Genomic DNA, 1,059 nt, shown 5'->3' on the forward strand with positions numbered 1-1,059 from the left:
GGTAGTTGGCTGGAACCATGCCCGACACCACTGAAATGAGAGCGTCCGGGGCCTATCCCCGGACGTGTCAAAAGAGCTCCCACTCGAGAGTTTCGTCTGTCAGAACCCCGCCTGTCCAGTCCAGCATCACGCGCAACAGGGCACCATCAAGCTCCGCAGACGATACGGCCCCCACCGCCGACGACTCCTCAAGTGCACTGTGTGCGGTGCGGAATTCAGTGAACTCAAAGGCACGCCCTACTGGAATGCCCGCTGCTCCCAGGACACTGTCGACGCCGTCGTTGAGCACGTCACCCACGGCAACAGCTTCGTCACCACGGGCCAACTGGTCGGGTGCCACCGGACCACGGTCGCGCGCATCGTCCGCGCTGCCGGAACCCACGCGCGACACCTCCACGACCTGAATGCTCGTGACCTTCAGGTCACGAGCATTCAGGCAGACGAGCGCTACGGATTCGTCGGCCGCAAGAAGGAGTCCGTGTGGGACGCGACGGTCATCGATCCCAGCAGCAAGTTCCTGATCCAGGGCGAGGTCGGCGAGCGCAGCGCCACCCTGGCCCAGTCGCTCCTCGTTCACGCGAGAGAACGCCTCACCGATCCGCATGGACTGGTGCTGTTCACCGATGGTTTTCTGTCGTATCAGACGTTGTTTCCAGAAGTGTTCGGCAGGCCGTATCAGCCTGCGCGACGGGGAACGCGCGGTCGCTTCCCGAAGACGGCCTACCGGATCCCGCGATCCTCAGCCCACGTACGGATCATCAAGGAGTACGCGGGGAAGCGGGTCGTCAAAGTCCGCACCGAGATCGCGGCTGGGACTCGGGCACGCGTGAACGAGGAACTGCAGGTGTTGGGCTACCAAAAGCCCAACACCTCTGCTGTGGAGCGTCAGAATGCCACGGCAAGGCGGATGAACTCGCACCTGGCGAGGAAAAGCCTCGCATTCGCGAGGCTGAGGATTCACCGGGTGAGCCTGGCTCATCTGGTGCAGGGGATCTACAACTGGTGCCGAGTTCAACGGGGTCTGCGGAGGCAGCTCGACGTCCCGAAGGGACGTCAGCT

At 63.1% G+C, this 1,059-nt stretch carries 1 protein-coding gene; it reads left to right on the forward strand.

The window, feature by feature from the left end; translation table 11 throughout:
• Window positions 1-199 precede the first annotated feature (199 nt).
• The coding region (locus tag FHR04_RS21255) for an IS1 family transposase (protein WP_211344229.1) at window positions 200-1,059 on the forward strand (860 nt) is incomplete at its 3' end.

It is taken from the genome of Deinococcus radiopugnans ATCC 19172, from assembly GCF_006335125.1.
Classification (GTDB): Bacteria; Deinococcota; Deinococci; order Deinococcales; family Deinococcaceae; genus Deinococcus; species Deinococcus radiopugnans.